Genomic DNA, 14,233 nt, shown 5'->3' with positions numbered 1-14,233 from the left:
CAAGTTGTTTCGCAAGTCTTGCTTGGACATCTTCATCATTCAGGATTGGTGTTTAACTGACGCTGCATACTTAATACAATCTGCCCAGCAGCCTCATAGTCATATTCTTCAATAAGCCGTTGTAATTCTTTAGCCAGTGGAGGAAATCGAGATAATATTTCATGATGATTATCCAGGTATTCATTACTTTCGCTGTCGAAATCTTCTAATAAAGTCGCGAGTTTGTCTAAACAAAGACTCAAGGCTTTATCTGAGACCTCAGGAGTAGACTCATCATCGACCCCATTCGACGTCTCTGGATTATCTGTAAAATATTCTCGTAAGCTCTGTTGCAAAGGAACCATCTTGGCTTGTAACTGTTCAATGTCGATAGCGTTAATAAAGCCACTCTCAGCTTGACCTTCGATTAACATCGCCAATTGTGATAAAGACGCCATACCCAAAGTCGCACTCACCCCTTTTATGGTATGTGCGATCCGTTCAGCATCCTGAAGTCGCTCCTCTAGATTAGCCAATACTAAGCTATCAATCACATCCTGCTGAGAGAACTTGCTAAGAAGTTTGCAATAGAGGGACTTGCTACCATTAGCATTCGCGAGGCCAACAACCGTGTCGAGACCTTCTATGTCTGGTAAGGGTATATCAACATGATGCGGTACCAAGCGATGATCGAGTATTTGCGTCTCCGGCGGACGCTCCCCTAGATTGATCCATTTAGCCAGCACCGCAAACAAGTTATTCACATTAATCGGTTTAGAAATGTGATCATTCATCCCCGCATCGATGGCTTTTTGCCGATCGCCAGCCAAAGCGTTAGCCGTAAGTGCAATAATTGGTAAATCAGCAAGCGCTAATTGATGGCGGATAACTTTGGTTGCAGTATAACCATCCATAATCGGCATTTGACAATCCATCAACACCCCATCCACATGGTGAGTCCTGAGGTATTCAACGGCTTCTGCCCCATCACAACATAGCTGACTATGAATTTGATTTGATTCGAGCAGTTCGATAATTAACTCTTGGTTAATATCATTGTCTTCAACCACCAATATATTGGCTCCGACTAAGTTGGCAATATCTTGATTAGCCCCCTGCAACTTAACTTCTCGTCGTGTTTGTTCAAATATTTCAATTTTTCTTACCTGAATAATGGTGTCAAATAAATGAGAAGGCGTAACCGGTTTGGTTAATATTGCGTCAAGAGGTACCCCTTTGGCCTCTTGACTCAGCTCTTCGCGGCCAAAAGCAGTAATCATGATCACGTCTGGATTCAATCCCAGTTGTCTGATGCGCCGAACCGTTTCCACACCGTCCATATCCGGCATTTTCCAATCCATAAACACCATGTCTACCGTTACGTCCGGCGCAAAGGATTGCAGTAAAGCCAAAGCATCTTTCCCCCCGGCGGTCGAGTGGACGCTTAAGCCAAAACTTTGCAAGACTTGTACGTTAATTTGTCGAGCACTTTGGTTATCATCCACAACTAGGGCGGTTAAATGCGATAAGCTGGCATGCGTGGTGGCATTGACCAGCAGTGTATTATCTTGAGTCAACATTGATAACTCAAAATAAAAACTACTCCCTTGACCAACCTCACTCTTCAACGCAATCTTCCCTCCCATAAGTTCTGTTAATTTCAAACAGATAGCCAAGCCCAAACCAGTTCCGCCATGCTTACGAGTGGTCGAACTGTCGGCCTGAGAGAAAGGTTTAAATAGCTTCTCTTGTTGTGCCGGCGACATCCCAATCCCTGTATCAGTCACCGCAAAGTGTAATCGTATTGCATTTTCCGTCAGTTCAGACCCCTCAATTTTCAACACCACAACGCCTTGTTCGGTAAATTTAATAGCATTGTTACACAGGTTAACCAATACTTGAGTGAGTCGTAAGGAATCACCAATCAGCGCCGTTGGTATATTGGGATCGATATCAAACAGTAACTCTAAGCCTTTTTGTTCGGCCTTTAAGCCCACCAAATTAGCTAAATTATCTAACACGTCTTCTAAGCGAAATCCCACCGACTCAATATCCAGTTTACCCGCCTCTATTTTCGAAAAATCTAAAATATCATTGATGATCCCCAACAAGGCTTCCGCAGAGCGATGAACCTTATCGATATAATTACGCTGTCTTGGGTCGAGTTGCGTTTCCAAAGCGAGGTAAGACATCCCAATAATTGCGTTCATAGGGGTACGAATTTCATGTGACATGTTGGCTAAGAAGTCACTTTTCGCCTGACTTGCCGCATCAGCCTGCGCTCTCGCATCATTCAGCGCCTCCTCTAATTGCTTGATTTCATCAATATCGACATGAATACCACTAATCCGCAGTGGCCGACCTTCACTGTCGACTTCAGACACACGGCCAATACTTAATATCCACCGATACTCGCCGTTTTTACAACGAAGACGTATTTCGTTACGCAAAAAATCACTTTTGTCGGCTAAATGTTCGGCTAACTTTTCTTCGGTACTCAATACATCATGCGGGTGAATCAAACTTAACCAAGTGTGAGTATCATTTTTCAAACGGGCCCATAAACCCACGCCATCCCGAAGTTCACCGGCTTGATAACCAAGCATGCTTTCATAGATATTATTCACCTCGATCCGATCTTCTTGCGGGTAATAATCCCACATTCCCAAACCTGCGCCAGAAGCAGCAGAATCTAAACGCTCTTCACTCTCACGCAGTTGTGCCTCAACCTGCTTAAGGTCTGAAATATCGAAGATCACCCCATCGGAATAGCTGTGCTGGCTATCTTGGTCATGTGATACCACCGCTTTGTGTAATACGTGCCGTACAGTACCTGCCGCATCAATAATTCGAAATTCTTGGGATATTTGACCGCCATGGCGATAGGCCTCACTCACCGATGCTAAGGCTTGCGCTTTATCTTCGGGGTGAATTAAGTCTCGATAGTTGCGTTTTGGATGTTTCCCGATAAAGTCTTGATGTGGGTAGCCAGTCTGTTCTTCAATACGTTCACTCAGGTATAACCAATCTTTTCCGCCATCCTCGAGTAATTGCATACGATACACCACGCATTGCAGATTATTGGTTAACGTTCTAAATTGCCGCTCACTATCCGCCAATTCTTGCTGAGCTTTTTTACGAGCAGTGATATCTCGAACCACCCCGGTAAAATGACGCTGACCCTTTAAATAGATCTCTTTAACCGTTAATTCCATAGGAAACGGTTCACCGCCCTTACGAAGTCCAAACACTTCTCGTTCATTGCTAAATACAAAGGAACCATTTGTTGACTGATATTGGCTCAAATAAGCATCATGGTCGACGGAAATATCATTTGGCATCAATAGATTAACATTTTTACCAACAATTTCTGCCTCACGATAGCCAAAAATATGCTCGGCTGCGGGACTAAAACTACTGATGATCCCGCGCTGGTCAATTAAAATAATACCATCTGCAATCGTGTCGACAATGGTTCGGATCCGCTCTTCATTATCCGCTAACGCAAGCCGTGCTAAGTAACGTTCGGTGACATCTGTAAGTGACACTTTCACTTCCGCAACTTGATTACTCCCCTTTCTTCGCGGTGTCATACTAACGCTCAGATGTAATTCACGACCATCTGGTGCCTTAATCATCAAGTTTCTATCCGTCAGACTCTGGCCATCTATCACCTCATCTAATAGCTGTTGCGATTTTTGCTGTTGCTGTGGGTCAGCAGCAAAATCTTGCCACCGGTGCTGTTCAAAAAAACTGCGTTCGACACCTAACAATTCTGCAAAATTATGATTGTGCTTTAAAAATACGCCTTCCGTTGACAACGATGCATAGGCCACAGGGGCATTTTCATATAGATCCCATAAGGTTTGTTCTCGCTCTTGTAACTCCGCAGTTCGTTGCTTCACCTGTTGTTCCAAATCGATATTCGATCGCTTCAGCCGCAAATTAAGCTTTCTCACTAAACCAAACACTAAGACAAACAGAAACAAACTAAATGTAAGAGTTGCAGCAAGTAGCAACAATACAATGTTGCGAAAATGAGAATAGCCTTGCATCACTTCTTGATAATCGATCTCAGAAACAATGCCGATCTCCATGTCCCTATCCCAGTGCCAAGCACCTACCACCGCAACACCGCGATAATCAAGATAGTGAACGAAATTTCCCCCAGTTTGCTTATTTAGGACCCCATAACCACTCTCCGTCCACTCTTGTTGTACTGAGTCACCATTCGGAACCTGTAACTTAATATTTAAAACTGAGGATTGACCGGTCTCTAATAGCCCTAGTTCGCGTAGCTGCCCCTCAAATTTACTTGGTGAGACTAGAAATCCGGAGCGACTCACTAAATAAGTTTCACCCGTTTCACCTACCCTCGCTCCCTCTAACAGACTGCTAAACTCTTGCTCTGGATCCAAGCGTAAACTAAGTAATGCCACCACTTGCCCATCACCATTTCGAATGGGAGCAACAATAAACATTGTCGAATGGCTATTGCCCCGCGGCCCTTTAAATCGCTCTTGATCACCCTCTTGCAGCCTGATCGGTGGAATTAACACGGTATCACCTGCAAACGCTCGGGTTAATAAATGTGGATAATAGCGAGTAATGTCATTGATTTCGCCTATCTCATCGTCATGCATCGATGCGATATTAATCCGCTGCTGTGAAATAATGACAAAACCAAGATCATCAAAAATAGAACGGTAATTAGCAACGGTTTGACGCAGGCCCGCCAAGGCAGGATTTTCGATTAAACTTTGTTTGGAATGCTCCGCTTCAAGTAACACATATGAGAAATGTTGAAAAGCTGGATCGTGAGCAATGATATCAACTTTCGCTTGCCACGATTGCATCCATTCATCCAAGCCTGCATCAGTGGTATCGAGTATCGACTCCACCACATTTTCCACTTGCACGAAGCGATGATGTTTTAATTGCATCAATCCAATACTAGTGATCGCCGCAATCACACCAATGGCGGACACCACCACCACTAAAATAACCAATATACTTTTACGAGAACTAAAAAGAGCACTCAAATTTTCGATAGAACTAGTACGTAATTTATTTAAAAAGAAACCGACCACAATTAACAAAATCAGTAGGGTCAATAACGACTGCAACATTGTCATATCTCATCCTTGAAATAGCATACAGCTCAGTGAACACAACAGCTAAAACCAACAAACTTAACTATATTGCTGATATATTTCTAAATATAGTTTAGTTACTCTCGAAGCGGTTTATCTTTATATAATCCATTTTGTGGTCTCGAGGTCATCTTCATGGGTTCCTCAGTCAATAACTTGCAACAAAGGCCCTCAAAATGAGTCTGTGAATCTAGAGCAATACCCGCTACTTCAAATGATGAAAGTAGCAGCATTAAAAAAGTGGCTTACTGTATGCAAACTAAACACTCAATCCTGAGAGCAAGTTTGTTCACTCTGTTTTATGGTAAGGTTAGTTTTATTAAAACAGTGAAGCATCTACAAAGCGTGACGATAGACCAATGAACCAACAAACTTTTTTATTTCACGACTATGAAACTTTCGGAATTCACCCGGGCCGAGATCGACCCTGCCAATTTGCCGCAATTCGGACCGATTTGGAGCTAAATCCGATTGGCGAACCAATTGAATTATTTTGCCAACCGGCAAATGACTACATTCCTCAACCACAAGCTTGCTTAGTGACTGGCATTACCCCACAGCAAGCATTACAAAAAGGGATGATAGAGAGCGAATTCATCGACAAAATTAACCAAGAGTTTAGTCAACCAGGAACCTGTGGCGTAGGTTACAACAGCATTCGCTTTGACGATGAAGTGACCCGCTACACTTTATTTAGAAACTTTCTCGACCCCTATGAACGCGAATGGAAAAATGGTAATTCGCGTTGGGATCTGATTGATATGGTTCGTGCTTGTTACGCGCTACGCCCCGATGGTATCGAGTGGCCCACTGACGCGAATGGTATCGTGAGTTTTCGACTCGAATTACTCACTGCGGCCAACGGTTTAAGCCATGCCAATGCTCATGATGCTGTTTCCGATGTGTATGCAACCATTGCTATGGCTAAACTGATCAAAGATAAACAACCTAAGTTGTTCAGCTATTTACTTAATATGCGGAATAAAAAGGTGGTTGCAGAAAAATTTGATTTATTAAATAACAAACCCTTAGTTCATATTTCCGGCATGTTTGGTGCCACACAAGGCTGCGCATCTTGGATCCTCCCTATCGCTTGGCACCCGGTTAATAAAAATGCAATGATTGTGGTGGATTTGAACCAAGACGCCAGTGTATTACTCGCGCTCAACGCTGAGCAAATTAACCAACGCCTTTATACTGCCCGTGCCAATTTAGCTGCAGATGAACTACCGATCCCGGTCAAACTGGTCCACACCAATAAGTGTCCGGTGTTAGCCCCCGCCAGTACCTTAACGCCTGAACGAGCGGAACAATTGGGTTTAAATCGATCACAATGTCGCCAAAGCCTCGATCTATTAGTTAACAATAAATTGCTAATTCAAGAAAAATTGAACCAAGTATTTTCGCTAGAGAGTGAATTCGCTGAGGATGACAATCCTGATACCAGTTTATACCGAGGATTTGTTGGCAACGCAGACAAAAATTTAATGCAAGTATTACGCGATAGTGACCCCAATCTAATTTCCAAGGAACGGTTTCAATTTGCCGATCCTCGCTTAAATCGCTTGCTATTGCGTTTTAAAGCAAGAAATTACCCCGAGTGCTTAAGCGAAGACGAACTTCAGCAATGGCAAGCTCACCGACAAATCGTATTAAGTGAACAAATGAGTCAAATATTACCAAACTTAGAGGACTTATTAATTGAGCATCAAAATGACCCGAACAAGACTCAGATCTTAAAAAGGCTCTATGACTATATACAATTACTTTAAAATGTGAGCAAACAACTAGCTTAAGCCAAACCTTTCGCTATAATTGATTCACTAGATCACAACAATTACTGACGATTGATGGAACAAACTCAGCAATTAAAAGCATCGACAGTCAAGGCATTTGCCTTGGCGCTTAGTTTGTTGTTTGGTTGTATTACAACTTGTCACGCCACAGAAAATAAGCAACCCATACGCCCTTCTTCATTATTGAGGCTGAGTGCAGAACAATTTGCATTGTTAGGTCATCTATTCGAACAGGCCTATCAAAAAACTGATTTTTCTCCCACCTTAACCAATAGTTACTTTGCAGAATCTGACTTATACGAACTGGTTGCAATTCCAGTGGTTCAAACGCCCTTCAACTCATTTCGTTTAGAATTATTTAGCCATATCTACGACCCTAAGTACTCAGTCTATACTCAGCTACATAAAGACTCCATCTATCATGGTTTGGGCCGTCGCCAATTAGCCTACTTAGCCGACAAATCTGAGTTTGCCGTTGGTCTAGGTTTTGTTGCCCCATTAAGTGAATATCTCTCACTAAAAACCATTATTTCTAATCACGATATTCCTGGTTATGGCGATAGTAAGTTTTCCTTAGGTTTTGAGTTTAAGTACTAAAACGCTAACAACTTGAAACACTCCAGTCTCCCATCCATAACTTGTAAAGCTCGATCCTCATTCACTAACTTTGCTCAATGCCTTACGCTCAATCGTGAAAAACCAAATCATCAATGATCAACATCTTTAGTTACCTTGGTATCTCGGTAGTTGAGTTAAGGTGAAAATAGACAGAAATGTTAAGTCAATGATCGTTGCGACAATTATAATCAAAGACTTGATAAACGAATGATTGTTATCGCTCGCGAGCAATATCGAGGAACCTTATATGTCACCTAACAAGCTCCAAGATCCAGCCTTACTACAAGCCTTACAACAAGTTTTATTCACTGAACAAGTGCCTCACATGCTAAACAGTGCTCAAAGTGCGGCTTTATGCAAACAACTAAGTTGTAGTGTTCTCGAGCTTGCTGAAAGAATGCTTCCTTTAGCAGCAAGCTTCGCGGTAACACCAAAATCTCATTTTAACGTTGGCGCGATTGCTATCGATACACAACAACAGCTATTTTTGGGCGCAAACTATGAGTTAGCTTATGGCCCATTAACGGGCAGCCTACATGGCGAACAAAGTGCTATTTTCAATGCTTTGAGCCATCAAGCCAGCTCGATAGAAAGTCTGGTGATTAATGCCGCCCCTTGCGGTTATTGCCGCCAATTCATGAATGAACTGGAAAATGCAAAAGACTTGCAGATCCGCTTTAATCAGCAAAACTACCGCCTACCGCAATTACTCCCTGAATCATTTGGCCCAGGGGATCTTGGCATTACTGCTCCTTTACATCACTTAGCGCTCAGCGATGCACATAAGCCGAGTGATTTTGCCAAAGCCAGTTATGCTCCCTATAGCCACACTCAAAGCGCAATGTTCGCTTATCAAGGCGATAAATTGCTCGCTTGGAGCTGTTATATCGAAAACGTTGCTTTTAGCCCTTCTCTCTCTCCGCTTCTCACTTTATTATCTCAACTGAATTTAAATCATCTGAGCTTAGACAAAGTTGAGCGCTTTGAATTATGGGAACATAACGACAATCGGTTTAGTTTTAAGCAAGAATTACAGAATTTCGCAGAATATTCTGAAAAACCCATGACTCATCATGGTTACTCTAAAACATAGGAGCATCTAAATGTTAGGAACTGCGCTTAGCGTTTCTGGAACGAAAGTGTTATTACTTGGGGCGGGCGAACTCGGTAAAGAAGTTGCCATTGAACTACAACGTTATGGCGTTGAAATTATCGCCGTTGACCGTTATGCAAATGCCCCAGCGATGCACCTTGCTCATCGCAGTTATGTCATCGATATGTTAGATGGCGAAGCCTTAAAAGCCATCATCATCAAAGAACAACCGCAACACATTGTTCCAGAAATTGAAGCAATTGCGACTCAAACCCTCGTTGAGTTAGAGCAACAGGGTTTTGCTGTAACGCCCACCGCAAGAGCGACTCAATTAACCATGAATCGCGAAGGGATCCGCCGCTTAGCCGCAGAAACATTGCAGCTGCCAACATCTGCTTATCAATTTGCCGATAGCTTGGAGGACTGCCAACAGGCGGTCGCCAAGGTAGGATTACCTTGTGTATTAAAACCGGTAATGAGCTCTTCAGGTAAAGGCCAGTCGACACTTCGTAATAGTAATGATGTCACTGCGGCTTGGGATTACTCGCAGCAAGGCGGCCGTTCCGGTGCAGGACGAATTATCGTTGAAGGTTTTGTTGATTTTGACTACGAAATCACCTTACTCACGGTAAGCGCCATCGATGGCATTCATTTTTGCGCACCTATTGGCCATCGCCAACAAGATGGTGATTACCGCGAGTCTTGGCAGCCACAACAAATGTCTGAGCAGGCGCTGGCTAAATCTCAAGAAATAGCTCATAAGATTGTTAGCGAATTAGGCGGCTATGGTCTGTTTGGTGTTGAACTATTTATTAAAGGCGACCAGGTTTACTTTAGTGAGGTTTCCCCTCGCCCACATGATACTGGAATGGTGACTTTAATTTCTCAAGACTTATCTGAATTTGCCCTGCATGCCAAAGCCATCTTGGGCCTGCCGATCAAACAAATCCACCAATTTGGCGCCAGCGCTTCGGCGGTGATCATGGGAGAAGGCCAATCCAAAGATATTAAGTTTAGCGGATTAAGCGAAGCTTTAGACTTAGCCAATAGCCAGGTACGCTTATTTTCTAAACCCGAAATTAATGGCCAACGCCGCTTGGGCGTCGCGCTCAATCGCGCCGATAGCATCGAGCAAGCGGTTAGTCATGCCAAACAAATTGCAGCAGCGGTCAAGGTTCATTACTAACAATGACGGCGGACTCATTTTCTTTAAATGAAGAGGAGCTGGCGCTATTATTAGCGCCAACTACTCTACCCGCTAATTCAAAGCTACTCCGAGTATTGTGGTTTCAGCAGCCTCTTTTTCAAGTCAATTATCCTATCGATCATATTCAAGTCTCTCACTTAGAAGAGCTACAGCTGCAACTTCAACAAACCAACGAATTTGATGCCATTGTATTTAACTGCATCCAACTCAATAGTGCTCAGTTAAGCCTGTTAGCTAACTTGCTAGAAGAGCAATCGCAAATGTCGGTATTTTTGGTTGGCAAACTGCCAGATATGGCCTTCGATATTGCGGATTTCACCTACTGCGCTGAACAAATTGAGTTTGAAGAACAATTCACTTTCTGGTGTTACAAAATTAATCGGCAATATCAACGATGGCTCAATAATAAACGACTTTACTGGTATAGTCCGGAGCCAGACTCATCGTTCGCAGAACAACTGTCCCACTTACAATTTACCAATAATCACCGCTGGTGGCCCCAACAAGAGAATTTAAGACATCAATTACGGCAGGCCAATCTAGTATTAGTCGTGGTATATGACAATGACCCTAATTTGGTTGAGGTTATCGAAATCTTAGCTTCTGTACTACATCGCCCCGGCTTATTTTTGGTTTTTCAAAGCAACTCTCGACTACGCAGTAGCATTATTTTGCTAGCAAAACATTATGGCTTAAATCTCTACACCTGTTTCGAGCAAAGCTTATTCCAACAACAAGTGGCTTACCTGAGCCGTCAATTTTTCCGACGTTACCGCCATAAACTCAACCAGCAAGAACAAGCCGCCGAGCATCGTTGTTACCTGATTAAAAATATTGATGATCAACAATTATTTGGTTATTGGGATTGGCCGATTCTCCAGCAACCATCCGACTCTGATAGACCATCAAGCAAGCCAGCGCTATTCAATGCCAACTATTGGCCGTATTTTAAACAGCAGCTAACAAGCAATCACGCTTCCCTGAATAACCTCGCAACGCATTATCCTCAACAAATTTTAGTCTTTAGTCCAGATTTACCGATGGATCATCTTTCGAGATTAATCCGCTTAAAGCAACAGCACTTTCAACTGGCTTGGCAGCCCAACTTAATCGCTCAATTAAAGAATCAAGTAACCGTATTCGAGCTGATCGACATCTTGGTATTATCCTTAGATATGTGGATCTTACTGAATATCAACAACGATAATAAAGACTTTTGGCAACAACTAAAGCTGCATTGCCAGGAACATCATATTGCGCTTGCCATTCTTGGCGTACAGCCTAATCTAATTCAATACTGGCGCGATAAAGGCTTTGATTTATTGATCCATCGAGAAGAAGATCAAATCGTTAAGCCGAAGGATAGTTGATGTTGGGAGGAATGATTCATTGTAAGGGGTGATTGCTTACCTTTGATTGATTCAAGAGTGTATAAAAATGGCAGGCATGCCAAAAAATTTAGCATGCCTCAATCACAATTATTTCAATCATTAAGCTACTGGTGTTAACCAATCGAGTAAATTAGCACGTTTTCCAGTCACGGCTTCAAAATAGGTCGATTGCAACTGCTCGGTAATTGGGCCACGTTGACCATTACCAATTTGACGGCCATCCAATTCGCGAATTGGTAATACTTCAGCCGCAGTTCCAGTGAAGAAAGCTTCGTCAGCGATATACACTTCATCGCGGGTAATTCGTTTTTCAATCACTTGATAACCATAGCTTTGCGCAATTTGAATGACGGTTTTGCGAGTAATCCCATCTAAGCAAGAGGTTAACTCCGGTGTATAGATAACACCATCACGCACCATAAAGAAGTTTTCACCACTGCCTTCTGCAACGTAACCTTCTGGATCGAGTAACAAAGCCTCTTCACAACCACAATCCAAGGCTTCTTTTAAAGCCAACATCGAATTAATATAATTACCATTGGCTTTGGCTTTCGTCATTGCAATATTCACGTGATGGCGAGTATAAGACGAGGTGCGGATCTTAATCCCCAATTCTTTAGACTCTGGTGACATATAGGCTGGCCATTCCCAGGCAGCAACGATCACGTGGGTACTTAAATTATCAGCCCGTAAGCCCATCCCTTCCGAACCATAGAAACACATTGGACGTAAATAGGCATGCGCAAGTTTATTTTCTCTTACCACTGCCCGCTGCGCTTCATTTATGTCTTGTTTAGAATAAGGCAGCTTCATATTTAAGATGTGCGCAGAACGGAATAGACGATCAGTATGTTCTTGCAACTTAAAGATACACGCGCCCTGATCATCGGTGGCATAAGCCCTCACGCCTTCAAACACACCTAAACCATAATGTAAGGTATGGGTTAACACGTGAACTTTCGCTTCGCGCCAAGGTACCATTTCACCATCAAACCAAATCAATCCGTCGCGGTCTGCCATCGACATATGTGCGTCTCCTAATTACTGTCTTCTTATCATCAGGCTACCATCATATTGGAGTCATTGTGCCGCTGCAACAGGTCTCACAATTCTAGACCATAAGGTCGGCCATAAGCAGTGATTAAATTCAAAACTAAGTTTGCGATAGTTGATTGATGAGACTTGATGGACGGACTCGAAAAACGTTTGCGACGCGGTTTAAACATGGTGCCAATCTAACTGATGATTAGTTCGTTCTTGCTGAGCTAAATCACCGTTAGCTGCGTGATGTATCTAGTGATTAGAGCCACTCGTTACTGCACTTCGTGCCTAGTATCAGCCGCTTTATTCTGCGCAATAAGTTGAGCATATAATGAATCAGATTGGTATTAGATAGAACCATCACAACGATGATGAAAACGGCTTAGAAGATGAAGCGTTAGCTCAAACTTAGAGGGAGGGGGTAATTAAAACAAAAATAACTACCCGCGGGGAATTTAAGCGACTTGGTAATATTTAGGTGTCACTTCTAATTGTTTGTTGATGATCTGTTTCGCCATACGCGCACAACGACCGCATTCGGAAGCAACCCCGAGCTGTTCACGCACGTCGCTCAAACTTTCGCAGCCTTGTTCAACCGCCTGCTTAATTTGCTTATCTGTGATGCTATGACATAAACATACAAACATGAATTAATCCTCATCCCCATCAATAGCTAAATTATATTGCGAACTATTATCATTCGCAATATTTTTTTACAATTTAGCAGAAAATCAGATAATCGCCACTGTAGAACTATAATAAACCAACTAAAATTTACAGCGCAATTAAGCCATGTAGCTTGTTTAAACAGGGTTATCGACATCGATAAAACGAACATCTAACTGATGCTGCTCGGCGAGCCATTCTCCTAAGGCTTGAACCCCATAACGTTCGGTGGCATGGTGCCCAGCTGCAAAATAATCAATCTGCATCTCTCTGGCAGTGTGTACCGTATTTTCAGAGATCTCTCCGCTCACAAAGGCATCAAGTCCCTGCTCCGCAGCTAAACCTAAATACGACTGGCCACCCCCCGTGCAAATACCCACTTTATGAATTTTTCGCTGATTCGAAATATGTAAGGGCTTACGCTGTAACACGGCTTCGATCTGCGCAGCAAAAGCCTCTCCGGAAATGGGTTCAGCCAACTTGCCTACCATCGCCACGCTGCGAGGATCCCAGGGTTCTAAACCCCGTGTCAGTGTCATGCCCAGTCGCTTAGCCAATTGAGCGTTGTTGCCTAATTCCGGATGAACATCTAAAGGTAAGTGATAGGCATAGAGATTAATATCATGCTTGAGCAAAGCCTGCAGGCGACGGCGCTTCATACCAGTGACAACCGCTGCTTCATTTTTCCAGAAAAAGCCATGATGCACTAAAATAGCATCAGCTTTATGAGCAATCGCCTGATCGATCAAGGCTTGGCAAGCCGTCACCCCGGTAACGATGCGCTGCACCGATTCACGCCCTTCAACCTGTAGACCATTCGGGCAATAATCTTTAAATTTAAAGCTATCGAGATGTTGATTCAGGATATTTTCTAATCGAGTATTTTTCATTCGGCTCACTCACAATGGTTTGTCTGTATTGTAAGTAGCAGCAAGCTCTAGAAACAAGTACTTAGCCTAAATATCATCACTGTAGCTCACTTAATACAGAACAAACTGATTGATCCGCTCAGCCTGCTGCATCCAAGCTGGCAAATTATTACGTTTAACCCATTGTCGATGTAAGGCACTATAAAATGGAGCTCGTAATCCTAATAGTGCGATCCATGGGAACAATAGAGTACCCACAAGTAGTAATACACTACGACGCAGCCAAATAAGCGGGAGAGAATATTGTTTACTCATAGAACGACCTCAACTGGTTAGACCAGAAAATATTAGCTGCATTTTAGTAATTAAACTACAAAAATCGTTGAAATTGACTAAAAAAAACACTTATAGTTTGATTAT

The 14,233-nt window shown here is 42.9% G+C and carries 10 protein-coding genes; 5 read left to right on the top strand and 5 right to left on the bottom strand.

Going from position 1 to position 14,233, the window contains the following annotated elements:
• Positions 1 to 35 precede the first annotated feature (35 nt).
• Positions 36 to 5,114 (bottom strand): PAS domain S-box protein, encoded by a 5,079-nt coding sequence (locus ACRRSY_RS10420; protein WP_432463128.1) that lies wholly within the window; start codon positions 5,112 to 5,114, stop codon positions 36 to 38.
• Between the two features lie 377 nt (positions 5,115 to 5,491).
• Here ACRRSY_RS10420 and sbcB point away from each other — a divergent pair, with 377 nt between their 5' ends.
• From sbcB to ACRRSY_RS10395, 5 genes are all read left to right on the top strand, one after another.
• Entirely contained in the window at positions 5,492 to 6,904 is a 1,413-nt protein-coding gene (gene sbcB, locus ACRRSY_RS10415; protein ID WP_432463127.1) for an exodeoxyribonuclease I, read from the top strand.
• A gap of 78 nt (positions 6,905 to 6,982) precedes the next feature.
• Complete coding sequence (locus ACRRSY_RS10410) at positions 6,983 to 7,525, top strand: hypothetical protein (RefSeq protein WP_432463126.1); 543 nt, start codon at positions 6,983 to 6,985, stop codon at positions 7,523 to 7,525.
• A gap of 268 nt (positions 7,526 to 7,793) precedes the next feature.
• Positions 7,794 to 8,639, top strand: coding sequence for a cytidine deaminase (gene cdd / locus ACRRSY_RS10405; protein WP_432463125.1), 846 nt, complete (start codon positions 7,794 to 7,796; stop codon positions 8,637 to 8,639).
• A gap of 10 nt (positions 8,640 to 8,649) precedes the next feature.
• Positions 8,650 to 9,825: a formate-dependent phosphoribosylglycinamide formyltransferase gene (gene purT / locus ACRRSY_RS10400; RefSeq protein ID WP_432452959.1), complete on the top strand. Its 1,176-nt coding sequence runs from the start codon at positions 8,650 to 8,652 to the stop codon at positions 9,823 to 9,825.
• A 2-nt stretch (positions 9,826 to 9,827) separates the two neighbouring features.
• Positions 9,828 to 11,216 carry a hypothetical protein gene (locus tag ACRRSY_RS10395; RefSeq protein WP_432463124.1) on the top strand — a complete coding sequence of 463 codons (1,389 nt, stop codon included), beginning with the start codon at positions 9,828 to 9,830 and terminating at the stop codon, positions 11,214 to 11,216.
• A gap of 120 nt (positions 11,217 to 11,336) precedes the next feature.
• On the opposite strand, the gene ACRRSY_RS10390 is transcribed toward ACRRSY_RS10395, so the two are convergent.
• From ACRRSY_RS10390 to ACRRSY_RS10375, 4 genes are all read right to left on the bottom strand, one after another.
• Complete coding sequence (locus ACRRSY_RS10390) at positions 11,337 to 12,263, bottom strand: branched-chain amino acid transaminase (RefSeq protein ID WP_432452957.1); 927 nt, start codon at positions 12,261 to 12,263, stop codon at positions 11,337 to 11,339.
• Between the two features lie 470 nt (positions 12,264 to 12,733).
• Positions 12,734 to 12,925, bottom strand: a complete 192-nt coding sequence (locus ACRRSY_RS10385; protein WP_432452956.1) for a bacterioferritin-associated ferredoxin — start codon at positions 12,923 to 12,925, stop codon at positions 12,734 to 12,736.
• Positions 12,926 to 13,081: 156 nt separating this feature from the next.
• Positions 13,082 to 13,834, bottom strand: a complete 753-nt coding sequence (locus tag ACRRSY_RS10380; RefSeq protein WP_432463123.1) for a Nif3-like dinuclear metal center hexameric protein — start codon at positions 13,832 to 13,834, stop codon at positions 13,082 to 13,084.
• Positions 13,835 to 13,924: 90 nt separating this feature from the next.
• The gene (locus ACRRSY_RS10375; protein WP_432452953.1) at positions 13,925 to 14,128 is read right to left on the bottom strand and encodes a DUF2517 family protein; all 204 of its coding nucleotides are present in this window, start codon (positions 14,126 to 14,128) and stop codon (positions 13,925 to 13,927) included.
• Positions 14,129 to 14,233 lie beyond the last annotated feature (105 nt).

Origin of the sequence: Agarivorans sp. QJM3NY_33 (assembly GCF_050870865.2) — a bacterium.
Classification (GTDB): domain Bacteria; phylum Pseudomonadota; class Gammaproteobacteria; order Enterobacterales; family Celerinatantimonadaceae; genus Agarivorans.
Note: the sequence above shows the minus strand (reverse complement) of the source record. Positions and strands in the feature narration are given on the sequence as shown.

Bases quoted from the DNA above. Each gene is read 5' to 3' on its own strand.
- ACRRSY_RS10420 (WP_432463128.1), bottom strand. From the start codon at position 5,114: ATGACAATGTTGCAGTCGTTATTGACCCTACTGATTTTGTTAATTGTG.
- ACRRSY_RS10380 (WP_432463123.1), bottom strand. From the start codon at position 13,834: ATGAAAAATACTCGATTAGAAAATATCCTGAATCAACATCTCGATAGC.
- ACRRSY_RS10390 (WP_432452957.1), bottom strand. From the start codon at position 12,263: ATGTCGATGGCAGACCGCGACGGATTGATTTGGTTTGATGGTGAAATG.
- ACRRSY_RS10375 (WP_432452953.1), bottom strand. From the start codon at position 14,128: ATGAGTAAACAATATTCTCTCCCGCTTATTTGGCTGCGTCGTAGTGTA.
- sbcB (WP_432463127.1), top strand. From the start codon at position 5,492: ATGAACCAACAAACTTTTTTATTTCACGACTATGAAACTTTCGGAATT.
- ACRRSY_RS10395 (WP_432463124.1), top strand. From the start codon at position 9,828: ATGACGGCGGACTCATTTTCTTTAAATGAAGAGGAGCTGGCGCTATTA.
- ACRRSY_RS10410 (WP_432463126.1), top strand. From the start codon at position 6,983: ATGGAACAAACTCAGCAATTAAAAGCATCGACAGTCAAGGCATTTGCC.
- ACRRSY_RS10385 (WP_432452956.1), bottom strand. From the start codon at position 12,925: ATGTTTGTATGTTTATGTCATAGCATCACAGATAAGCAAATTAAGCAG.
- cdd (WP_432463125.1), top strand. From the start codon at position 7,794: ATGTCACCTAACAAGCTCCAAGATCCAGCCTTACTACAAGCCTTACAA.
- purT (WP_432452959.1), top strand. From the start codon at position 8,650: ATGTTAGGAACTGCGCTTAGCGTTTCTGGAACGAAAGTGTTATTACTT.